Source organism: Thermodesulfobium narugense DSM 14796, assembly GCF_000212395.1.
Taxonomy (GTDB): domain Bacteria; phylum Thermodesulfobiota; class Thermodesulfobiia; order Thermodesulfobiales; family Thermodesulfobiaceae; genus Thermodesulfobium; species Thermodesulfobium narugense.
The window spans coordinates 1574132-1594132 of record NC_015499.1; the positions used below are offsets into that span (position 1 = coordinate 1574132).

At 33.1% G+C, this 20001-nt stretch carries 23 protein-coding genes and 1 tRNA gene; 14 read left to right on the top strand and 10 right to left on the bottom strand.

Annotation, left to right across the window (positions count from 1 at the left end; genetic code table 11):
• The first annotated feature begins 28 nt into the window (after window positions 1-28).
• Both THENA_RS07770 and THENA_RS07775 read left to right on the top strand, forming a co-directional pair.
• Window positions 29-105: transfer RNA gene (locus tag THENA_RS07770), tRNA-Asp, on the top strand.
• A 118-nt stretch (window positions 106-223) separates the two neighbouring features.
• Window positions 224-925, top strand: a complete 702-nt coding sequence (locus tag THENA_RS07775; protein WP_013756854.1) for a C40 family peptidase — start codon at window positions 224-226, stop codon at window positions 923-925.
• Here the strand turns inward: THENA_RS07775 and ispE are convergent.
• Window positions 912-1742, bottom strand: coding sequence for a 4-(cytidine 5'-diphospho)-2-C-methyl-D-erythritol kinase (gene ispE / locus THENA_RS07780; protein ID WP_013756855.1), 831 nt, complete (start codon window positions 1740-1742; stop codon window positions 912-914). The genes THENA_RS07775 and ispE overlap by 14 nt on opposite strands.
• Before the next feature lie 106 nt (window positions 1743-1848).
• On the opposite strand from ispE, the gene THENA_RS07785 reads away from it, so the two are divergent.
• Both THENA_RS07785 and THENA_RS07790 read left to right on the top strand, forming a co-directional pair.
• Window positions 1849-2514 carry a DedA family protein gene (locus THENA_RS07785; protein WP_013756856.1) on the top strand — a complete coding sequence of 222 codons (666 nt, stop codon included), beginning with the start codon at window positions 1849-1851 and terminating at the stop codon, window positions 2512-2514.
• On the top strand, window positions 2492-2857 hold the full coding sequence (locus THENA_RS07790; RefSeq protein ID WP_013756857.1) for a Lin0512 family protein: 366 nt from the start codon (window positions 2492-2494) through the stop codon (window positions 2855-2857). Before THENA_RS07785 ends, THENA_RS07790 begins: the two co-directional genes overlap by 23 nt.
• Here THENA_RS07790 and THENA_RS07795 read toward each other — a convergent pair.
• From THENA_RS07795 to rpmE, 3 genes are read right to left on the bottom strand one after another with little or no spacing between them, the layout of a single operon-like run.
• Complete coding sequence (locus tag THENA_RS07795; RefSeq protein WP_013756858.1) at window positions 2854-4005, bottom strand: nicotinate phosphoribosyltransferase; 1152 nt, start codon at window positions 4003-4005, stop codon at window positions 2854-2856. The two genes, THENA_RS07790 and THENA_RS07795, sit on opposite strands and share 4 nt — an antisense overlap.
• A 5-nt stretch (window positions 4006-4010) precedes the next feature.
• A complete protein-coding gene (gene thyX, locus THENA_RS07800; protein ID WP_083816179.1) occupies window positions 4011-4754 on the bottom strand; it encodes an FAD-dependent thymidylate synthase in 744 nt (247 codons plus the stop codon).
• On the bottom strand, window positions 4720-4944 hold the full coding sequence (gene rpmE, locus THENA_RS07805; RefSeq protein WP_013756860.1) for a 50S ribosomal protein L31: 225 nt from the start codon (window positions 4942-4944) through the stop codon (window positions 4720-4722). Before rpmE ends, thyX begins: the two co-directional genes overlap by 35 nt.
• Before the next feature lie 94 nt (window positions 4945-5038).
• Between rpmE and THENA_RS07810 the strand changes: the two genes are divergently transcribed.
• Window positions 5039-5401 carry a DsrE family protein gene (locus tag THENA_RS07810; protein ID WP_013756861.1) on the top strand — a complete coding sequence of 121 codons (363 nt, stop codon included), beginning with the start codon at window positions 5039-5041 and terminating at the stop codon, window positions 5399-5401.
• A gap of 116 nt (window positions 5402-5517) precedes the next feature.
• On the opposite strand, the gene cydB is transcribed toward THENA_RS07810, so the two are convergent.
• Together cydB and THENA_RS07820 are read right to left on the bottom strand one after the other, a co-directional pair.
• Window positions 5518-6531, bottom strand: coding sequence for a cytochrome d ubiquinol oxidase subunit II (gene cydB / locus THENA_RS07815; protein WP_041438001.1), 1014 nt, complete (start codon window positions 6529-6531; stop codon window positions 5518-5520).
• Between the two features lie 8 nt (window positions 6532-6539).
• A complete protein-coding gene (locus THENA_RS07820; RefSeq protein WP_013756863.1) occupies window positions 6540-7856 on the bottom strand; it encodes a cytochrome ubiquinol oxidase subunit I in 1317 nt (438 codons plus the stop codon).
• 94 nt (window positions 7857-7950) lie between these two features.
• Here THENA_RS07820 and THENA_RS07825 point away from each other — a divergent pair, with 94 nt between their 5' ends.
• On the top strand, window positions 7951-9135 hold the full coding sequence (locus tag THENA_RS07825; protein ID WP_013756864.1) for a methyltransferase domain-containing protein: 1185 nt from the start codon (window positions 7951-7953) through the stop codon (window positions 9133-9135).
• On the opposite strand, the gene THENA_RS07830 is transcribed toward THENA_RS07825, so the two are convergent.
• Window positions 9136-9459: a DUF134 domain-containing protein gene (locus THENA_RS07830; RefSeq protein WP_013756865.1), complete on the bottom strand. Its 324-nt coding sequence runs from the start codon at window positions 9457-9459 to the stop codon at window positions 9136-9138.
• Between the two features lie 157 nt (window positions 9460-9616).
• Between THENA_RS07830 and THENA_RS07835 the strand changes: the two genes are divergently transcribed.
• The 3 genes from THENA_RS07835 (at window position 9617) to THENA_RS07845 (ending at window position 12165) form a co-directional block, all read left to right on the top strand.
• Window positions 9617-10084 (top strand): Spy/CpxP family protein refolding chaperone, encoded by a 468-nt coding sequence (locus tag THENA_RS07835; RefSeq protein WP_013756866.1) that lies wholly within the window; start codon window positions 9617-9619, stop codon window positions 10082-10084.
• A gap of 114 nt (window positions 10085-10198) precedes the next feature.
• Window positions 10199-10858 carry a nitrite/sulfite reductase domain-containing protein gene (locus THENA_RS07840; RefSeq protein WP_013756867.1) on the top strand — a complete coding sequence of 220 codons (660 nt, stop codon included), beginning with the start codon at window positions 10199-10201 and terminating at the stop codon, window positions 10856-10858.
• Between the two features lie 92 nt (window positions 10859-10950).
• Window positions 10951-12165: an EAL and HDOD domain-containing protein gene (locus tag THENA_RS07845; protein WP_013756868.1), complete on the top strand. Its 1215-nt coding sequence runs from the start codon at window positions 10951-10953 to the stop codon at window positions 12163-12165.
• Here THENA_RS07845 and THENA_RS07850 read toward each other — a convergent pair.
• Window positions 12162-12650 carry an adenosine-specific kinase gene (locus THENA_RS07850; RefSeq protein WP_013756869.1) on the bottom strand — a complete coding sequence of 163 codons (489 nt, stop codon included), beginning with the start codon at window positions 12648-12650 and terminating at the stop codon, window positions 12162-12164. The two genes, THENA_RS07845 and THENA_RS07850, sit on opposite strands and share 4 nt — an antisense overlap.
• Window positions 12651-12729: 79 nt before the next feature.
• Here THENA_RS07850 and THENA_RS07855 point away from each other — a divergent pair, with 79 nt between their 5' ends.
• Both THENA_RS07855 and THENA_RS07860 read left to right on the top strand, forming a co-directional pair.
• Window positions 12730-14325, top strand: coding sequence for a DEAD/DEAH box helicase (locus THENA_RS07855; RefSeq protein ID WP_013756870.1), 1596 nt, complete (start codon window positions 12730-12732; stop codon window positions 14323-14325).
• 22 nt (window positions 14326-14347) lie between these two features.
• A complete protein-coding gene (locus THENA_RS07860; RefSeq protein WP_013756871.1) occupies window positions 14348-14821 on the top strand; it encodes a hypothetical protein in 474 nt (157 codons plus the stop codon).
• Here the strand turns inward: THENA_RS07860 and THENA_RS07865 are convergent.
• Entirely contained in the window at window positions 14811-15290 is a 480-nt protein-coding gene (locus THENA_RS07865) for a hypothetical protein (protein ID WP_013756872.1), read from the bottom strand. The genes THENA_RS07860 and THENA_RS07865 overlap by 11 nt on opposite strands.
• 54 nt (window positions 15291-15344) lie before the next feature.
• Between THENA_RS07865 and THENA_RS07870 the strand changes: the two genes are divergently transcribed.
• Window positions 15345-16586, top strand: coding sequence for a threonine/serine exporter family protein (locus tag THENA_RS07870; protein ID WP_169309429.1), 1242 nt, complete (start codon window positions 15345-15347; stop codon window positions 16584-16586).
• Here THENA_RS07870 and THENA_RS07875 read toward each other — a convergent pair.
• Complete coding sequence (locus tag THENA_RS07875; RefSeq protein ID WP_013756874.1) at window positions 16583-18169, bottom strand: serine hydrolase domain-containing protein; 1587 nt, start codon at window positions 18167-18169, stop codon at window positions 16583-16585. The two genes, THENA_RS07870 and THENA_RS07875, sit on opposite strands and share 4 nt — an antisense overlap.
• A 111-nt stretch (window positions 18170-18280) precedes the next feature.
• Between THENA_RS07875 and THENA_RS07880 the strand changes: the two genes are divergently transcribed.
• Both THENA_RS07880 and ribH read left to right on the top strand, forming a co-directional pair.
• Entirely contained in the window at window positions 18281-19486 is a 1206-nt protein-coding gene (locus tag THENA_RS07880) for a bifunctional 3,4-dihydroxy-2-butanone-4-phosphate synthase/GTP cyclohydrolase II (protein ID WP_013756875.1), read from the top strand.
• Between the two features lie 38 nt (window positions 19487-19524).
• Entirely contained in the window at window positions 19525-19995 is a 471-nt protein-coding gene (gene ribH / locus THENA_RS07885) for a 6,7-dimethyl-8-ribityllumazine synthase (protein WP_013756876.1), read from the top strand.
• The last annotated feature ends 6 nt before the right edge of the window (window positions 19996-20001 follow it).

The following is a 20001-nucleotide window of genomic DNA, read 5'->3' on the forward strand; positions in this document are numbered from 1 at the left end:
AAATGTGATAATATACTTTTCATTCAAAGGGGTGGTGGTGTAGAGGCCTAACACACCTGCCTGTCACGCAGGAGATCGCGAGTTCGAATCTCGTCCACCCCGCCACTAAAACCGCCATCTTTCTTTTAAAATTTTAAATAAGAGAAAGCTCTAGTCTATTTTTAATTCTCTTCTAATTTTTAGGTTTATAATGGATTAACTAACACATTTAAAAGAGGTTGTGTTGAAGAGAAAAATACTAATTTTAATATTGTTCTTTTTTATAAGCATAACTTTCAGTAGTTGTTCCTTTGCTATTACTCTTAAGCCGGGGGACATATCAGATGACGTCCAAAATATAAAAGAAAAACTTTATGACTTAGGCTATAACGTCACAGTTAACAAAGTTTACGATGAAAAGACCGAAAGAGCTGTAAAACTTTATCAAAAGGAAGCAAAACTGCCAATCACTGGTATAGTTGATGATATAACATATCAGTGTCTCACAATGGGAAGAATGACTGTAATAGAAAAGTATAAGACTTTTGATCTTGCGTCATTGGCTAGACAAATGGACTTTAATTCAAATCCTATAATAAGAACTGCAATAAGGTTTATGGGTATCTCATACAGATGGGGAGGAGAGCTTCCATCTACAGGATTTGATTGTTCTGGATTCGTTCAATATGTCTTTAGGCTAAACGGCATATATCTTCCCAGAACAGCTGATCTACAATATGATGCAGGGAGGCCAATTTCAATATCAGAGCTTAGACCAGGAGATTTGGTATTCTTTACTACATATCTTCCTGGAGCATCTCATGATGGTATATATATTGGAAACGGCAAGTTTATAGCAGCAAATACTAGCACAGGAGTGAGCATCTGTTCTCTGGATGATCCATACTGGAAAAGTAGATATTATGGAGCTGTTAGAATTCAATAAGTCTCAACTCGAAAGGCTTTATGCGTGAATTAACTATTCTCCCCATTTCAGATAATTTTTTTTCTATCTGCTTTGGTTTATTTGTTTTAGCAAAAAAAACTGAACCAGAACCGCTCATCAAATTCCATTCACACTCTTCATTTAGGATTTCTTTAATTTTTTTCAATTCAACATCTGAGGACAAAACTAAGTCTTCAAAAACATTGCCAGGTCTAATAATATCTTTCTTTTTCGCATCAAAAAACTGTTTTGTATAATTACTAACTTGAGGATTTTTATCAAACAAGTCATAGGCAAAGGAAGTTGATATTCCTTTATTTGGAATTACTAATATTATTTCTTCGTTCAAATAGTCATCCAATTTAAAAACCCTTTCCCCCCTACCTTCCACCAGGCACATTCCGCCATAAAAAAAATAGGCTATATCGGATCCAAAATTCATTGATATAGCAACTAATTCTTCTCTAGATAATCCTAAAGAAAAAATCAAATTAATAGCATATAAAAAAGCTGCAGCATCACTAGATCCCCCTCCCAAACCACCCTTTAGAGGAATGTTTTTACCTAAATATAAATATAGACCACTTTTAATATCAAAATTCAAAGACATATAATCCCACACTTTATGGATAATGTTATCCTTTATTTCAGCATTAGAATCAATTACTAATCTTTTCTCCTTTACAAGTTCTAAGCGTAATAAATCAAAAAGTTCAATACTATGAAACACCGATCTTATTTCATGATAACCATCCGGATATTTGCCTATTATGTCAAGACTCAAGTTAACTTTAGCAAATGCATTAATTTCAAAAATGTCTTTTCTCTCCTAACTTTAGAAAATTTAGCTCAATTTAATTAAAAAATAACTTATATCAGACTATAATTGATATAATATTTTAAACTATAAAAGGAGTAAAACTTTGGAACAACTTTCTAATTTAGTAAACGTAATCTACACCAATGTTATAAATTTGAACATAAGTATATGGACCTTTTATTTTATTGCTTTTGTTTGGCTTTCTTTAGACTCAATGGGATTGCCGCTACCCTATGAGGGGATGTTGCTAATTACTGGTGCTCTAGTAGGAGCAGGCTTTATAAATCCACTAGAATCAGTTATTTTAACTATCTTTTCTACAGTTTTCGGAGCCTGTTTGTCCTTTTTGATAGGGACAAGATTAAAGTTCTTTACGTCTAAACTTAGTGCAAAATACAAAAATATATTAGATCGTATTTTATACCTTATCGAGGGAGAAAAAGGTTTTATTATACTAATAATTGTACGTTTTTTGCCTGGAATTAGACATTTTTCTTCTTACATTGCAGGTATTTCAAGAGTTGACTTAAAGAATTTCCTTCTTCCCACCACAATAGGCAGTTCTGTCTGGAGCATTTTTGTGTTAATAGTAGGATTTTCTGGAATAGAAAGCATAAAGATGTTCAAAGAAAATTCACTCTTAGCATCCTTAATTCTCGTAATTACAATTACCCTATTCGGATATATTTATTTTTCTCTCCACAAGCATAGCAAAAGAATTCTTAAGGTTAAAAAAGGAGAAGTTTATGAAAAAGAGACTATTAATTGAAATGGGTATGGGAGTTGACCAACATGGCCAATCTCCTACTAAAGCAGCAATAAAGGCTATTAAAAACGCAATTCAAAACGTATATATAACTGGTTTAATAGAGATATTCAACGTTAAAAATTTAAGCGAGATTGAAATCGTTGCTGAATTAGCACTTCCTCATCCTGCAGAAGTGAACATTGAAGAAGTGAAAAAAGCTTTCCCAATTCAAGGCAATATAGAAGTAATAGTTAAAGAGGGAGGAATGTCAATAAGGGCTCTTAAAATAGAAGAACTAAAGGATATTAGCAACGAAATAATTATTTGTTGTGCAGCTGTAAGCGTATTCGTAAACGTAAACTAAAAAACACTATCTATTTTTGAAATGTTTTCGAGAGTTCTTTTTCTTATTGTTGCATCATCTGGGTAGGGCTCTTCAATAGGGACAAGAAGAGATGTTGCTTTTGACTTACAAGCTGGACAAATAAATTCAGGATTTTTCTCTTTAAAAACAACAAATCTCTTATCACATACAGGACAATATATTAAGTCTTTTTGTCCTGATTTTTTACCCCTTTTTGCAATTGGCTCTTCTTCAATCTCTACAATATCCATTGAAAAATTTATTATAGGTGCATTTGTTAAAGCGGTACCTACACCAAAAATATCTACCACATCACACAGATCTTTAGCTATATATTCGTCTATACCCCCAGAAAGCACAATTTTAACTTTCTCAAAACCTCTTATATCAAGTTCCCATCTTACCTCTTCTACAATTTTCCTCACATTTCCTCTTCTGGATGAAGGAGTATCAAGCCTAACAGCATACAACCTTTCGCCCAAAAGCCTGGCAGCTTCAATGGCTTCAAATTTCTCATCACAAAAAGTATCAATTAGAGCAATTCTGGGAATATCCTTTTCGATTACATCATCAAAAGCTTTAAGCGCTTCTTTTAAAGAACCTATAAGAAGTATAAGAGAATGAGGCATTGTACCTCTTGGAGTTTGATTTATTACTTTAGCTCCAATAATACTTGAGACGCCATCACATCCTCCAATATAAGCATTTCTTTCAAGGTGAGCAGTAATTGAAGGATGTGCACGTCTGGAACCAAAAGAAATAAGCTCTTTAGATCCTATAATCTTTTTAATTCTAGCTGCCTTTGTAGCTACTGCAGATGCCTGGCAAAGAATGCCCAGCAAGGCAGTTTCAAAAATAGCAAAATCCAAATAGTTTCCCTTTATTGTTAAAACAGGTTCATCAGGATAAAAAATGCTGCCTTCTTTAAGGGATAAAACTTCTATGTCTTTTAACTCATTGAGAATTAATCTGGCTTCATTAATGCCTGCAAAAATAGCCCAATTATAACCGGGCGGAAAAGAAGAGGCTTTAATTTCAGCTACAACTTTTTTATTAACACCTTTTTCCTTAAGGATTCTAAAGGTTCTTAAAAAGTAAGAATCAGCAGTAAGGCCGTCTATTATGTCATCAAAATTTGAAATAAGCACTTCTTTCAGGACTCTTTTTTTGGTTTTCTACCACAAGATTTCTCCTCATTGCAGTATCCTATGATTTCGCACTTTGGACACAAGAATTCTGATAGAAAAGGAGAAACCTCAAAAACCCTCTTTTTAATCTCTTCAAAAACTGATCGAATCTCCCACTGAGCTCTTTGACAAAGTCTGAGACTTGAAGCGTGCATAAGTTCTCTGAAATTCATTGTCATAACAAGAGAGGTGTGTGTACTATTTGGCAAAATATATCTTGCATCCTCAGCAGGAACTCCTTTAGACAAAAGATCCTCATAGAGCCTTCTGCCCAATTCCAAATAATCCCTATATTTAGTCAAAATCGAGGAATGTTTTTGAAAAGATGGAGGAAAAACGTATAAATCCTCAATTTCAACTCTTTTGTCAGAACCTGAAGCTAAGGCTTTTGCACCAAACCTTGTATATCGTTGGCTTTTCTGGGTAAACGAAGCAATTCTGTGTCTTACAAGCTGGTGAGAACAGGATCTAGAAATGTTTTCAATACCAAACGTAAAAGAAGCGTGCTCAAAGGGAGTATGATGCCCCATTTTATATAACCTTTTCACAAGATCTTGAGCTTCATCTTCTTTGAGTTCAGAATAAACATCAAAAATAGATTTATTTGTAATAGACACCCTTGCCCCTAGGGCAATAGCCCTGACAGGGTCTGGAGTATTGTAAATTAGAGAAACTTTAATTTTCGCTTTCTCCCTTATTTTTCTTGCTATATTTCTTGTTGAACTTTTCTATTCTACCTTCAGTATCAACAAGCTTTTGGGTCCCTGTAAAAAATGGATGACATTTTGAACATATTTCTACTTTTATTGACTTCTTGGTTGATCCTGTAGTAAAAGTGTTGCCACAGGCACATGTAACCACACAGTCCTCGTAAAATCGAGGATGAATTCCTTCTTTCAATTGATACACCTCCAATTCAAGTTAAGATATTTTAACATAAATTAAAATAGAATGTATAATTATCAAGATTATAGAAAATAGTTAAGGAGGTAACATGTCTGAAAAACTTGTCGTAACAGTAACAGCGGGTCCTGATGATCCAGAAAAAGCCACATTTGCATTTATTATGGCTAATACAGCCTTGATAATGGAAATGGACGTAACAATGATATTTCAGTCAAATGGCATTTACAATGTAACAAAAGGCACATATGAACACATAAAAGCAGTTGATCATGAGAGTATCAAAGAGCACGTCGAAAACTTTATCGAAAACGGCGGAAAACTTCTTGCATGTATTCCAGCCTGCATCTCAAAAGAGATACCTAAAGATCAACTCATAGATGGTGTTCAAATGATAAAGGCTGGAAGAGCACTCAAAGAAATGATGGAAGCAGATCTTGTTCTGAATTATTAAAGTTTATTACTTAATGTTTAACTAGCAACAATATCTTCAATTATTTTAAAATCTTAACAAGGTGTCTGAACTATTTTTATCAGTTCAAACACCTTGTTGTTTTTACTTAATAATTTTTAATAACCTTCTCCTTCACCCTCTTTTATCTTGTAACTAAACGTTTTATATGTCCAAAACTTATAAAATAGTACTATCGGTACAAATATTATTACAACGATCGTCATAACAGCAAGAGTGTACTGACTTGAAGAAGAATTAAAAGCGCTCAAACTAAAAGCATTATTAATACTAGATGGGATAAGGTTTGGATACAGACCTCCTACACCAGTAAACGTTAAGAAAATTATACATATAGCTGACGACAAGAAAGCCAGAATTTCTGAAGAGTTAATAAAAATTCCTGCTCCCAAAAGCCCAAGCACGCAAAGAATGGGTACTACAAGAAGAATGGGTATAGAAAAGTAATTAGAGTAAAGATTTGTCACAAAGTAAGCGCTTACAAGGAACAAAACTGCAAAAAATAGTGTTATAAACCATAGTTTTTTAGCAAGTGATTTAGCTCTAACGTTTATATCTCCTTCAGTTCTAAAAGAAAGCCAAAGAGAACCGTGTAATAAAAATGCTACCACAAACAAAATTCCAGTGATCAAACCAAATGGATTAAGAAGGGTCAGCAAATTTCCATGATAACCATTTTGATCTATTGGAAGCCCCTGGAATATATTCCCGAAAGCAACCCCTAAAAGAAGTGCCGGCAATAAGCTTCCAAGGAAAAATCCAATCTCCAGCAAAGAAATTATAGTCGGATTATTTACTTTGTACCTAAATTCAAGACAAACCGCTCTTATTATCAAACCATATAAAATGAGCATTAGTGGAAGGTATAGAAAACTAAACATATAAGCGTAAGTAGTGGGAAACGCTGCAAAAGTTGCGCCACCCGCAGTTATAAGCCATACCTCATTAGCGTCCCAAACAGGTCCAATACTTTCAAGCATTGTCTTTTTGTCCTGATCTGTTTTAGCAAAAAAAGGAAAGAGTATTCCTATGCCTAAATCAAAACCGTCAAGCGCAAAATACATAGCCCAAAGAAGTCCCCAAATAATAAACCACAGAATGTTTAACACAATTTCACCCCCTAATCCGTTTCTAATGGACCCTTACGGGCATAGTAGATTAAAAGTGCAAAATCAAGAACTGCAAGTGCAGTATATAAAACAATAAAAACTCCAAAGGTTAATAACACGTCTCCAACAGTTAAATTTTTGCTAACAGCGTCATCTGTTCTTAATAGTCCATACACAATCCATGGTTGTCTGCCTACTTCTGCAACAATCCAACCAACCTGAGTAGCAACATATGGGAGAGGAAGTGAGTAAAGCATTATTCTCAAAAAATTTCTATGTTCAAGTAATTTGTCTTTCCTTGCATACCACCAGGCCAAAACTGTAAGTATTATAAAAAGAGTCCCTAATCCTACCATGATCCTGAAACTCAAAAAAACAGGGGTTACAGGAGGAATATCATTACTAGGGAAGCTATTTAATCCTCTTACTGTGGCGTTGGGATCGTGATATGCAAGCAAGCTTAGAAGAGATGGTATTGGAAATGCTTCGACCATATTGGTTCTCTTCGATTCATCAGGTACTAAAATCAAATATATCGGTGCAGCTTTTTCAGTATTCCAAAGAGATTCCATTGCAGCTAACTTTGTAGGTTGAACGTGAGCTACCTCAGCAGCATGAAAATCTCCAATCAAGAAAACCAATATACTAGCAATTAAACCAAAAGTAGCCCCAATGTAAAAAGACTTTTTAAAAAGTTCTACATTTTGCTTCTTCAAAAGATGATAAGCCGAAATTCCCATTACAAAAAATGAGCCTACCACAAACCCTGCTGTAATAGTGTGGGTAAATTTCAGCCATGCATAAGGACTAAACACTACAGCAAAAAAGTTTGTCATCTCTGCCCTGTTGTTCCTTAAGACAAAACCAACAGGATCTTGCATCCAGGCGTTGGCAATGAGTATCCATAAAGCAGAAAGATTTGATGAGAATGCTACAAGCCAGATACTAATTAAGTGCATCTTAGGAGATATTCTCTTCCAACCAAAAAGCCATACTCCCAAGAATGTAGATTCAAGAAAGAAAGCAAGCGTAGCCTCTATTGCAAGAGGCGCACCAAAAATATCTCCTACATAAATAGAGTACTGAGCCCAGTTGGTCCCAAATTGAAACTCAAGTGTAATACCAGTGACAATGCCTAAAACAAAATTAATTAGAAATAGTCTTCCCCAAAACTTCGTCATCTTCAGATACACTTCGTTCTTTGTTTTGTAATGAAGGGTTTCCATTATAGCAACAAGAACACCAAGACCCAAAGTTAATGGGACAAAAATAAAGTGATACATCGCGGTTGCACCAAATTGCAACCTCGATAACATTACAGCATCCATAATCTTCCCCCTTTCTTTTTTTATTATAATAAATTATAGTTATTAATACCTAAAAGTCAATAGAAATAAGAATTATTTTTAAGAGGTGATAATTTTGAAAGTTAATAAAGATTCAAGGATATCAATGTCAATAGACTTAATATGGGAAGAGGACAATGTCAAACACGTTGAAAATTATTTTATCAGACCGCATATGTGGCTTGATGCTGATACTCTGCCAAGAAATTTATACGAGTGGCTAGAAGGAAAAGAGGTAGGAGACATATTTGAATCTACCTACAGCGCAGGAGAGTTATTTGAACCATATTCGTCAAAAAATATACTTCCAATAAAGTGGATTTCAGAAGAAGAAAAAAAATTTTTTAAAGTCGGCAGATTTTATCCTCTTGAAACATTAAAGGGCAGAGAGGGAAAAAATTCAATAGAAAAGCCTTTTTTCAGGTGCATAGAAAAAAGAGATGACCTGTTCTTTGCCGATTTTAATCATCCTTTATCAGAGAAAAAATGTACTCTTAGAGCCAAGATAATAAAGGTAGTAGAGCAATCAGATGTAAAGTGTGGCACAGGGGGAATTTGCTATGATTGGTTGTCAGAATTTGGCTTTGGCATTGGAATGCAGGCAAAATTTAAACAAATTGAAACAGATTTTTATTCTGAAAATTCTTTTACTGTTGAAGACCCAGATGAGAGTGGAATATTTTATGAAAGCAACTCTTCTATAATAAATATTGATTTAGTTTTAAAGAATAAAATAGGTGAAGTTTTAGAAAATATTATCGGTGATAATTCAAAAATACTTGACATTATGGGTAGAACTACACCTTATTTAAGAAATAATCCAGATATAACAATTATTGGATTAAATAAAGAAGTATCCACACTAAACAAAAAAATTTCATCAATTAATAATAAAAATATCTTTAAGGATTTTCGTCTCCCTTATTATGACAATCAATTCGATATCGTAATATGTAGTTTTTGTTTCGAATACATACCTCACCCACACGAATTTGTGAGTGAGGTAAAGAGGGTTCTAAAAACTGATGGCTCTTTTGTAACAATATTTACAAATAGATACTTCAAGCCAAAATCAATTTTACTTTGGTCCGAATTAAACGATTTTGAAAGGCTTGGATATTTGCAAGATATTTACAAAAAAACCAACTTCAAAGAGGTTAACACCTACACATCGCGTGGGTATCTGCGAGCCCTTTCAGATCCAGAAGCCGTAATAGACAGGCACAGCGCTCCTCTTTTTCTTATAAAAGGCTACAAATAGTTATTTAGTGCTTTCTTCGTTAGAATCTTTATTAATAAATTCGTAGTTGCCATCGGTTTTAATTTTCAAAACTTTACCATTTACTAGGAAATCGGCCAATTTTTTACCTGCAATATCTACAGTCCTACCTACGGTTTGCCTGGATACACCAAGTTTTTTTGCTGCTTTGTCCTGATCCAACCCTTCACCAAAAACCAATCTTAAGGTTTCTACCTCATCAAGATCCATTAAGATCTCTTCTTTAGTTTTTCCTACACCTTTTGGAGCATATACGCTGTACTTTGGCTCCATTTGAATAAACCTCTTTAACTTTGGCCTTGGCACTACAATCATCTCCTTATACGAAAAGATTATCTTTAAGAACAAATACATTGTAGCATATTGCAATAATTAAAGATTAAAAAATTTTGTTACTTTCTAATGAAAGCATCCGTATATAAAGTATCTAAAAATTTGAATTAAACACTTAAGGAGGTTAAAAATGAAAAAGTTTTTTGTAGGGTTTATGCTCTTAGCTTTACTTGCTTCTGTATGGTTTATGGGAAATTCTTTTGCATTCTCTCCAGGGGCTTTTGGACCAGGTTCGGGTCATGGTTATGCGTTTGATCAATTTCACAACGGACAAGGCTTTAATTATGAACGAAGAGAAAATTTCCAATTAGAAAGGATGAAAGAGAAACTCAATCTTACAGACGATCAAGTCAACCAAATCAAATCACTTTTAAACGACAAATATGCAAAACTTAAAGTCTTAAGAACAAAACTCTGGAATTTAAACAACGACTACAGAAATCTCGTTGTTAACAAGGCAGACACATCTCAACTTGAGTCAAAGATTAAAGAAATAAACAACACAAGAGTCGAAATAATGAATCTAAACACTAATTATAGAATTAAGATTTTAGAAATTCTGACTCCTGAACAAAGAATTTTAATGTCTATGAGATAGATAACTAAATCCAATCTTTCAAACGCCTCTCACAGTTTTTAAAAACTGTGAGAGGCTTTCTGTTTTAAAAGTGTATAATTATAATTAAAAAATACAACTTCAAGGGGGACAAAAATGGAATTTGAAAAAAATGGCGCAATCTTACAAAGAGACAAAGAGACATATGCTGTGGTTGCAAGAATTCCTTGTGGCATTCTTTCTCTTGAAACAATGGAAACTATTTCTTCAGTAGTAAAAAAATATTCTATACCCATAATAAAAATATCTTCAGGACAAAGAATTGTCCTAGTAGGCATCAAACCTGATGAAATAGATTCTGTGTGGTCAGATTTAAAAACTGGCATAGGAAGAGCTCTTGAACCATGCCTACATTACGTTCAAGCGTGCCCTGGAACAAGCGTTTGTAGGTTTGGACAAAGAAATTCCCTCGAAATGGGTATGAAATTGGAAAATATCCTATATGGCTTGCCAACAGCTGCAAAATTAAAAATTGGCGTATCAGGATGTCCATTTAATTGTGGTGAAGCCTTTACTAGAGACATTGGCCTGATCGGCACTGTCAAGGGTTGGAAATTAGTTTTTGGCGGAAATTCTGGTAGAGTACCAAGAATCGGAGACGTAATAAAAGAAGAATTATCTGACGAAGAAGCTATAGATTTGATAAAAAAAGCTATAAAGGTCTATACTGACAAAGCCAATCCAAAGGACAGAACCGCAAGATTTATAGAAAAGTTTGGTATAGAAAATTTTAAAAACGAAATCTTTAGCTCTTAAATTTGCAAAATTTGTTGTGATATATTTTGTGATATAATAAAAAACTCTCAATTATTTATAGAACTAAAAAATATTTCTAAAAGAGGCATATTGTGAGTTCTTTTATTGCAAGACAACCGATATTAAATAACGATAAAAAAACTTATGGATATGAAGTTTTATATAGAGGTTCAAGTAAAAGCGAATTCCCAAAAGAAATCCCAGAAGAAGCATCTTTAAAGGTTTTAGTAGATCTATTTACCAACTACGGTATTACTTATATAGGGAAAGGTTTACCTGTATTTATAAATACGCCACTGTATACCTTAAAAAAATCACTTCCACCTTTTCCAAAAGAATCAATATTTTTTGAAATAAATCAAAACGAAATAAGCAGCAACTTTGACGTGCCATTTATAAGAGAGCTCTACTATTCTGGTTTTAATTTATCACATCAGGGATCAGATTTGCCTCACCAATCAGTTTTAAGCTTCTTCAAAGCAATAAAAATCGACTTTTCCATCACTCCAAAGGATAGAAGATCTCTTTTGCCAAAACACATACCTCAAAACAAAATATTAATTGCTCACAAGATAGAAGATAATCACTTATATGAGGAAGCTTTAGAAGAAGGATATAAACTTTTTCAAGGTTTTTATTTTTCAAAACCAGAAACCTTAACAAAAAAGGATTTTACAGCATCACAAATTGAAATCTTAAATATCTTAAAAATGCTCTTGGCTGAAGATTTAAGATGGGATAGGATTGAAAAAGAGATAAAAAAGAACGCATATTTGACAATTAAAATTTTAAAGCTCGTAAATTCTTCATTTTTCGGTTTTAGATGTGAAGTAAAATCAGTTTTACAAGCAATAGTTCTGCTGGGAAGAAAACAGATGATAAAGTGGCTTATCATGATACTTCTTACTGAAAAAACTAGTGCTCCTTTAGAACTTCTAAAAATTACTCTTACGAGAGCAAGATTAATGCAACTTTTGGCTCAGGAAACTTCAAAAAAGTTTAAAGAGGATGAATATTACTTAATTGGTTTGCTCTCTCTTTTTGATGTAATAACTGGTTTTTCTAAAGAAAATCTTTTGGTTCATCTTCCGCTGAGCGAGGCTATTTCAAACGCTATAAAGGGCATAGACACTCCCCAAACAAGAGGATATATACAAGCTCTAAAGCTTGTAGAACTCTATGAAAAAGGAGACTGGGAAAAAGTTATATCAATGTGCTATGAACTTAGAATCAGGCACGAAAGGATGGGGAACCTCTATGTGGAAGCGATCAATTGGGCTGAAAGTACCCTTGAATCAATAGCTTAACTAAGTTTATATCCTATTTTTCTTAAAAAGGTTTTTCTCTTATTCTTGTCATCTAAGTTTTCAACGCCTTTGGGTTTAAGCCCATCAATAACACCCAATATTCCTCCATTTCCTTCATCATCATAAGACACTACGACCTTAACATCGTTTGCAGTAGCACAAAAAATTGACACAACTTCTTGACAACCCTTTAAGGAATTAAGTATGTTTATAGGAAACGCATTTTTCAAAACAATAATAAAGCTATGCCCACAAGAGAGAGACATCAAATTTTGTACAGCAATATTTACAAGTTCTTCATCATTGCCTTCTGTTCGAATCAGACAATCTCCTGAGGCTTCAGAAAATGCAATGCCAAATTTAGCAGTTGGATTAGAAGATACAATAATTTCATAAATATCTTCAATTGTTTTGATAAAATGAGCTTGTCCCAATATTATATTGGCATCGCCTGGAAAATTTATCTTTTTCAACTCTATGTTCATCTTTAACCTCCATTCTACCTTTATAGATTTAATGATACAATTTTAGCAATAAAAAGAAAAAGAAAAAAGGAGAATCAAATTGTCAAAAAGTGCTTATTTTGGAGAAATTGAATTAAGCAAGGATACAGTTTTAGCTCTTAAAGAGATGGGTTTCGAAGAACCATCCGAAATTCAAAAACAAACAATACCAATTGTAATGCAAGGATTTGATGTAATAGGCCAGGCGCAAACTGGGACAGGTAAAACTGCAGCATTTGGAATCCCAATAGTTGAAAAAACTACCAAAGATAGGGTTCCTCAATCACTAGTACTTACACCTACAAGGGAGCTTGCAATACAGGTCGCTGAAGAAATATCTAAAATATCAAAATACAGAGGGCTTAGAGTAGTTCCAATTTACGGCGGTCAATCTATTGAAAGGCAGATAAAAGCTCTAAAAAATGGAGCCCAGGTAATAATCGGTACACCTGGAAGGTTGATTGATCACATTAAAAGAGGAACATTATTTTTGTCCAAAATTTCAATACTTGTACTTGACGAAGCTGATGAAATGCTTGATATGGGATTTATTGAAGATATAGAAACAATTATGAAATCAATTAAAAACGAAAATATACAAACTCTGCTATTTTCAGCAACCATGCCAGATCCAATCATGGCACTCACCAAAAAATACATGAAAAATCCAAAAGTAGTCTCAATAAGCAAAGAGCAACTTACAGTACCTTTGACAGATCAGTTTTACTGTGAGGCCAAAGATAAACTTGAAGCCCTATGCCGTATATTAGAAACAGAAGATATGGACAAAACAATTATATTCTGCAGAACAAAAAAAGGCGTAGATGAACTGGTTGCGTCATTAAACACAAGGGGGTATAGCGCCGAAGGCTTGCACGGAGATCTAACACAAGCCCAAAGAGATAAGGTAATGAAATCATTTAGGGAAAGAAATTTAGAGGTCCTTGTAGCAACAGACGTAGCAGCAAGAGGACTCGATATTTCTGATGTTAGTCACGTAATTAATTTCGATATACCTCAAGATCCAGAATCATATGTTCACAGAATAGGAAGAACCGGGAGAGCAGGCAAATCAGGTATAGCTATAACTTTTATAACTCCCAGAGAATTTAGACAACTAAGATTGATTGAAAAAGTTATTAGAACAACTATTAAGAGAAAGGAAGTTCCAAGTATTTCAGATCTTTTAGAAAAACAAAAAGATGAATTAAAGAATTTAATTTCTAAAATAATTAGACAAGAAAACATATCTCATTATCTTTCAATAGTCGAAGAGATGACTGAAGAATTTGAACCAGAAAAAATTGCTGCTGCCGCAATCAGATTATATCAGGAAGGAGAACCAGAAGAAAAACTTGAAGTTGACAAAGAAAAGTTCAAAAAAACAGGGGCAAAAGAGGGCATGACAAGGCTTTTTATAAATATTGGCAAAGAGAAAAACATTTCAAAAGACGATATTGTAAACTATATCTGTGAAGAAGGAGATATGAAGAAAAAGGATATAAAAAATATAAGAATATTAGATAAATTTACCTTCCTCGAAGTGCCAGAAGAAGCATCAGAAAGAATAATTGCAGTATTGCACAAATCGGTTATAAAGGGGCACAAAATCCACGCAGAGCCTGCAAGACCTATTAGAAAAAATGAAAATTTTTAGTTGTAAATTTATAAGTTTTTGCTTGCTATTTGTATTCACTACTCTATTTTTATTCTCCAGTAGCCATTTAAACTCTGATGAAATATCTTCAGAATTTAAATCTGGTTATGATCTAGCAAAAGGATGCTTTGAAACTTCTACAAATAAATTTGAAAACAACAAAGATAAATATGATTATGAAAGCTGTATACTATCAAAAGAAAAGAATTTTACAAAGGAAGATAAAAAGAACAATCTATTTCTTCTTGGTTTCAATTATTCTGCTTTTAATTATGAAGAACTCAGGCTAATTTTGCAATCATTAAACGGGCCATTTGACACAGAAATGGTAAAGTTTGCTTTAAATCACTACACTACTACAAGAGATTTACAAAAAAAACTTAGAATTGATAATACAACTTTGGCATCCTGGCTTTCTATTAGCAAACAAAAGCTCGAAGATCAGTTTGATAAATGGGATAACATAAAAGCAAAATATTCAAAACCTAATTTTTAGTTTTTCCTGGCAAAATTGCATTTAAAAGATAAAACATATAATACGAATTTAAAACAACAATAAAAGCCAAAATCACAAAAAATCCCCACTGAAACTGAGTAGCTATATGTTGTGTTTTTGCTACAATACCAATAGTAAAGGAGAATACAAAATAAGCTGCAAGCAGCACAAAACTCAAAGTACCACAAACCAATTTGGTTAAATTTTTTGCAGGTCTAACCAACCAAAAAAGAGTTCCAAAAGCAGTAGAAAAGTATATAAGCTCTGATATAAAACCAAGGTTAGTATTTTGTATTTTTATCATAGAAGCTATAGTAGGATTATTAGTTATATCGTTAAACGTGACGCTTTGAGTCAAAAGATCTTGTGATGTCAAAAACTTACAAAATGGGAGAGAGCCTAAAAGAATGCCAATAAAAGAAAATAAAATTGCGGGTAGGTACAAAATTAATGAATCTTTAAATTTCATCTTGCCTCCTAATTTTTTTGTTTTAAACATTAAATATATCAAATTATGCTTGAAATGAACAGTAAAAAAGTTTTATTTCCCGGTAAAAATAGTCCTGAAGTTAAATTTATTGTTGAACTTGGTAAAGCCTTCCACAAGTGCGGCTTTTCTTCATATGCCCTCGAAGAAAGACTTATGGAAGTAGCCTCTAAATTTAATATAGCTTTGCAAGTCTATTCTTCTCCAACAGGGATTTTTCTATCTTTTGAAGACCAAGATGCTTTTACAACAACTATATTAAGAGTAGAACCAGGAATTCTTGATCTCGAAAAAATTGCATTAACCAACGAGATTTCAAATAGAGTTCTGGAAAATAAAATAACAGCGAAAGAGGGTGTTGACCTTCTAAAAAGGGTGATGTCAAAAGACAATCGATTTTCTTTCTGGATCATTGTATTTTCATATGCTGCAGTTTCTGCAATGGTTTCCATCATTATGGGTGGTGGGCTAAAAGAACTTTTTGTATCCAGTTTTCTTGGACTTATAACTGGAATTATTTTTATAATTACCAATAAATTAAACCTCACAAGATTATTAGAATTTATCTGTGCAGCATCAGTTGGGGCACTGTCAAATATTCTGTACACAACAATTGGTCCATATGATCAATCTGTATCAATTATCTCTGGATTAATAGTACTCTTTCCTGGACTTACTTTAATATCAGGAATCGATGAAATCGCAAATAGAAATCTTGTATCGGGCACAACAAGACTTAGTTCTGCAATCTTTATACTAATGTTTATAGTGTTTGGAGTTGCATTAGGAACAGATTTATTCTTTCCTCACGAAAATTCATACATACTTAATATAAAAAATTTAACTTTCCCATTGCCCTTTAAATATATTGCAACCCTTTTGGCACCATTAACTTTTATTGCTATTCTTAACGCAAGAACAAAGGATGCACCGGTAATGCTTGTTTCTTCTCTTCTTGCTCAAATTGGACTTTATTTTGGAAATAGAATTATAAGCGATCAGATTGGTATTTTTTTCGCATCTTTAGTACTTGGGAGTTTCTCCAACTCCTGGGCAAGATTTAGCAAGGGCTCACAATATATTCCGCTAATATCTGGTTTGATATTACTTGTACCTGGCGTAGTCGGCTATCAAAGTCTCTCTTCCTTTTTATCAAAGGATATTAATGAGGGCATTATGGCAGCTTTTAATATGAGTTTGAGGGCTATTGCATTAGTTACAGGACTTCTTTGCTCAAATTTTATGATTTCAGCTTACAAGCCTAAAAAACAAGATTAGTTTCCTTTTATAAATTTATCTCCCAAAAAATTAAAACTCATATTCTGATCGTTTGAATCAAAATTTATCACCAGATCGCTAAAATCAATTAATTTCGCGCTATTATCAGAAACTGGCACCAAAACGAGACTCATTCTTTCACCCACCGAATCAGTATAATCAAGCATATAAAAGCCTCTAAATCTTTCAATTTCAACATCCTTTATCAAACTATTTTTGCTAACGCTAATCCATTTACCTGATCTTTCTTTCCAGATATCACTATATCTTGGTTCTTCAATTTCTCTTGCAAAAAGTATATTTTGTCCAAAATTCAACAAATCAAGATACCTAATCCCATTGATATATGTAAATCTAAACCTTAGTTCTTTAATGTAATCATTGTTGTCCTCTACTGGAATAAGACTAAAACTTGAATCGATATAAAATCTAACAAAATAAAACTTTTTATTCATGTTGCACATCAAATCTTTATCCACAACATGAAATTCAGTAATTCCTTTCCTATTTTCAAAAAAACCTTTGTAAAAATCCAGAAGATCACTTTTATCTTCAACTTTTTTTAAAGATAAGTTAGCTCTATAATCAAAGATATCCATGTTGAGAAAATCCTTTAAGGATACTTTTAATAGCTCCTTTGACAAATAGTCCTTTTTATCAAAGCTAATTGGAAAGTTAGATAGAAAAACAATAGCAAATTTTTTCTGAGGGATTACAAAAACAAAAGAACTTGTTGAATCGTCATATTGATAATATAAATTGTATTTATTATAAACGTTGTTTTCATCTATCAGGGTAATATCTTGAGAAATAAAGGAAGGGGTAAAATATAAGTCTTGATCGTAAGAAGTTCTTGCGAATCTCTCAAATATTTTTTCAGAAATTTTCTTATTTGACATAATGGCTGATAAAAATTTACTCATGTTTTCAGGAGAACTATAAAATCTATTTGAAAGGGGAAATTGTTCGCTCTTTTGATTATTGTAAAAGTCAGTATTATTAAGATTAAATTTTTTAAATAGGTCAACAAAGGAATTTTTAAAACTATTTTTTTCAATTTTTTCAATAATCAAAAGCAAGATATCGTTCGAAATTTGAGATCTATTATATGATTCATTATATTTTAGGATATTTTCATTTTTTATTAAAAAGTTCCAAAAATCTTCTGCAGAATCTATTTTGTAAGGATAGCTGTAAGGAAGATAAGTATGATCTTCTAATAAATCAGATATCCTGATATTGCTTTGGTATTTATTCCTTAGTTCAGATAAATATTTTGAAATTGAATCGTTAAAATTTATTCTTCCAGTCTCGTTAAACTCTACTGCTATTACTCCAATAAATATTCTTGAAAGACCACCAATATTATATTTTTCACTAAAATTCTCAGAACTTTTGCCAAAATCTTTTAAAAAATATTTATCACCATAAACTACACAAATTGAAGCTCTCTTGTCACCTTCCAAATTAATTACGTTTTCTACAATTTTATTTAAATCTTTGCTAATTTCATTAGAATCTTTTGAAAAGGCTAAATTTTGGAAGATCAAGAGAAAAATTATAGTCAAGATTATTGATTTCATCTTTTTCCCTCCTTAAAAGTTAGAAAAATAATATATAATTAATTAGTAGTCATTTTATCATAGCAATCATATGCTATTTTTAGATTTTTAATATTTAAGGAGGATTAAACTTTGGAAGATTTCAAATTTGCAAGTGTAGAAGAAGCTCTTGATGACATAAAGAATTCTAAAATGATAATCATTACAGACGATGAAGATAGAGAGAATGAAGGAGATCTATTCATCCCTGCAGAAAAGGTAACGCCAGAACACATTAACTTTATGGCAACTTATGGAAAGGGACTTATATGTCTTCCACTTACCGAAGAAAGGCTCAAACAGCTTGATATAGAAGTGCTTGAAAGCAATAGCCCTGATCCATTTTATACAGCTTTCGCAATGCCAATTGATGCAAAAAACAATACAACCACTGGAATAAGTGCTTTTGACAGAGCACAGACCATCAGAAAGGCAATAGATCCAAATGCAAAACCTGAAGACTTTGTAAAACCTGGTCACGTTTTCCCGCTTAAGGCTAGAAAGGGAGGAGTGGTCATTAGAGCAGGACATACAGAAGCAGCAGTTGATCTTGCTAGTATGGCAGGTTTGTTCCCGGCAGGGGTAATATGTGAGATTATGAAAGAAGACGGAACAATGGCAAGAATGCCAGATCTAATTGAATTTTCCAAAAAGCACAATATAAAAATCCTAACCATTGCAGATCTTATAAAACATAGATTGCAAAGTGAAATATGGGTAAAGAGAATGGCTGAAGCAGATTTACCAACTAAATATGGTAATTTCAAAATATACGCTTATAGATATCTAATGGATAAAAGCGAACACGTCGCTCTTGTAAAGGGCGACGTCAGAAACAAGCAAAACGTTCTTGTAAGAGTCCATTCGGAGTGTCTTACAGGAGATGTTTTCGGATCTTTAAGATGTGATTGTGGTGACCAATTACACACAGCTATGAAGATGATAAACGATGAAGGTTTAGGAGTGATTCTTTATCTAAGACAAGAGGGCAGAGGCATTGGTCTTGCCAACAAAATTAAAGCTTATCACCTTCAAGATACCTGTCATTTAGATACTGTTGAAGCAAACATAAAGCTTGGGTTTCCCCCAGATTTAAGAGAATATGGAATGGGAGCAATGATGTTGAAAGATTTAGGCCTCTCAACCATAAGAATTCTCACTAATAACCCAAAAAAATTGCTTGGCATAAAGGGCTTCGGACTTCAGATAACTGAAAGAGTACCCATAAAAATCGATCCTAATCCTTATAACAAAGACTATCTAAAGTGCAAGGTTGAAAAAATGGGACATATGTTTTAAATATGTTCTTTTAAAAAATTTATTTTAGGAGGATATTAATGCAAATATTTGAAGGAAAGCTTAGTGCTAAAGATCTTAAAATAGGCATTGTTGTGAGTAGGTTTAACAGCATAGTTACTTCCAGACTTTTAGATGGTGCGCTGGATTGTTTAAATAGACATGAGTGTCAAGATAAAAATATAAGCATATACTATGTACCTGGTGCATGGGAGATTCCTCTTACTTTAAAAAAATTGTCCAAATTAGGAAAATTTGATGGCATTATAGCTCTTGGTGCTGTAATCAGAGGAGAAACTCCTCATTTCGATTATGTAGCCGCAGAAACGTCAAAAGGAGTTGCATTGGTTTCTCTTGAACAAGAAATTCCCATATCATTTGGCATACTAACCACAGACACTATGGATCAAGCTTTTGACAGAGCTGGTGGAAAAGCTGGCAACAAAGGTTTTGATTGTGCACTATCTCTAATTGAAACAATACAACTATTAAAGATTGCAACTGTGAAATAGTAATTA